We start from the raw sequence: 1,841 nt of genomic DNA, 5'->3' as shown, positions 1-1,841 counted from the left end.
CCGCTACGGCGCGAGGAGCTCGGTCTCGCCGAATGGCCGACCGCGCCAGGGCAGGGCTCGCTCGCCGTCGAGACCCGCGCCGATGCGCCGGAGGAGCTGCTCGCGGCACTTGCCGGTCTCGACGACACCGACACTCGTCTGGCCATCACGGTGGAACGCGCGATCCTGCAGGGATTGGACGCAGGATGCCAGGCGCCGATGGCCGCGCATGCGGTGGTCGAGGGCTCCTCGATCCGGGTCAGGACGGTCGTCTACGCCGCCGACGGAGGGCGCCGGATCGGGCTCGACGTCACGGAAGACCTGAACGGGGAGTATATTCGTCGGAACGGCAGTGGCAATGGAGCGGATGCTGCCGATGGTGCAACATCCCTCTCGGGACGTTCGACGTGTACCTGATCCCGGATGACCGCGCGGTCGGCGAGGTGCTGCCCGAGGATGCGAACATCGGTGTGAACTCGGCCCGCAGCTGGCAGCTGACGAACTGCGACGTCGAGTGGGAGGACACGATCCTCACGGAGGGGGCGTTCACCACGGGCATCATCGGCTGGGTCTCGGCGTCGGTCGGCGAAGGCATCAGGGCAGAAGTTACCGCCGCGAATCCGGTGCTCGAGGTGCGTCTGCTCAGCAACCTGCCCTGACCTCCGGCACCGCCGCGGGCATCCGCGACCGCGCCGATCCGGCTTCCGGGGGGCGGATCCGCCCCTCGAATCTGTGACTGGAGTGACAAAAGTGACGCGACACGCCCAGTAATTGCCCAAAACCCGCGAAATGACGCGGAAATGAGGGTGGTGGTTGGTACATTCAAGGCGGTCGCTAGACCAGGAGCATCCGCTCCGACACCCACAACGATGCGACGGGAACTCGTCGCTGGAGGATGACATGGCTGACAAGTCCATCACCAAGACCGAGCTCGTCGCGAGCATCGCAAGCGCCACGGGCCAGAGCCAGGCCACCGTCTCCGGTGTCCTCGACTCGCTGTTCGCCACGGTCTCCGACGCCGTTGCCAAGGGCAGCAAGGTCTCCATCCCGGGCTGGATCTCCTTCGAGCAGGTCGACACCGCTGCTCGCACGGGCCGCAACCCGCAGACCGGCGCCGAGATCAAGATCCCGGCCGGCAAGCGCGTCAAGGTGACCGCTGGCTCCAAGCTCAAGGCTGCCGTCAAGTAATTCGACCGCACCTCTTCGCAGGCCGCTCCCGTTCCGACGGGGGCGGCCTGCGTGCTTTCTCACCGTCGGGCGCGCCTAGGCTGGAGGGGTGAGTTCCCGCAGCGAGTCGACGAGTCGGATTTCGGCGTATCGAGTCGCCGGCGTCATCATCCTCCTCATCGCCGCCCTGGTGGCGCTGGTGCTGGCGCTCCTCGTCGGCGGAGGCGCCAAGCCGCCGCTGCTGCAGGACCCCGGTCCCTTCGTGCTCTGGGGTACGCCGATCGCGAAGCTCGTCATGAACGTCTCGGGCGCGGTCATGCTCGGCGCGCTCGTGCTCGCGCTGTTCGGCCTGCGCGCGGGGGAGCGATCATTCGACGCCGCTCTGAACATCGCCTCGGTCGGTGCGGCCGTGTTCACGGTCTCGGCCGGCCTCGCGGGGTTCCTCGCCTTCATGGCCGCGTTCAACCCCAAGCTCAGCATCGAGCGCGAGTTCGGCACGCAGCTCGGGCGCTTCCTGCTGGAGCTGCCGCTGGGGCAGTCCTGGCTCATCACCACCATCTTCGGCGCCCACCGGGGCGGGGCAGCTCAGAGTATTCCGTGACCTCGAAGTGCACGAGCCTGTTGTCTTCGGCACGCCCCGTGAGGCGGTGGGTCTCGGTGTCCTTCTTACCCTCGCCCGTGGAGACCAGGACTTC

The 1,841-nt window shown here is 67.6% G+C and carries 3 protein-coding genes and 1 pseudogene; all 4 read left to right on the top strand.

The window, feature by feature from the left end; translation table 11 throughout:
* Positions 1–396, top strand: a pseudogene (locus tag KZA10_RS13940) (hydroxymethylbilane synthase); the annotation flags it as partial.
* Positions 387–638, top strand: coding sequence for a hypothetical protein (locus tag KZA10_RS13935; protein WP_218683177.1), 252 nt, complete (start codon positions 387–389; stop codon positions 636–638). The pseudogene KZA10_RS13940 and the gene KZA10_RS13935, both read left to right, overlap by 10 nt.
* Before the next feature lie 241 nt (positions 639–879).
* Positions 880–1,167 (top strand): HU family DNA-binding protein, encoded by a 288-nt coding sequence (locus KZA10_RS13930; RefSeq protein WP_017203554.1) that lies wholly within the window; start codon positions 880–882, stop codon positions 1,165–1,167.
* A gap of 88 nt (positions 1,168–1,255) precedes the next feature.
* Complete coding sequence (locus KZA10_RS13925) at positions 1,256–1,747, top strand: hypothetical protein (protein WP_218683176.1); 492 nt, start codon at positions 1,256–1,258, stop codon at positions 1,745–1,747.
* Positions 1,748–1,841 lie beyond the last annotated feature (94 nt).

This window comes from Microbacterium sp. BF1 (assembly GCF_019279095.1).
In the GTDB taxonomy this organism is placed as follows: domain Bacteria; phylum Actinomycetota; class Actinomycetes; order Actinomycetales; family Microbacteriaceae; genus Microbacterium; species Microbacterium maritypicum.
The sequence above is the reverse complement of the archived record's forward strand: the minus strand, read 5'-3'. Positions and strand labels throughout refer to the sequence as shown.

Coding starts and splice junctions, on each gene's coding strand:
- KZA10_RS13930 (WP_017203554.1), top strand. CDS start 880: ATGGCTGACAAGTCCATCACCAAGACCGAGCTCGTCGCGAGCATCGCA.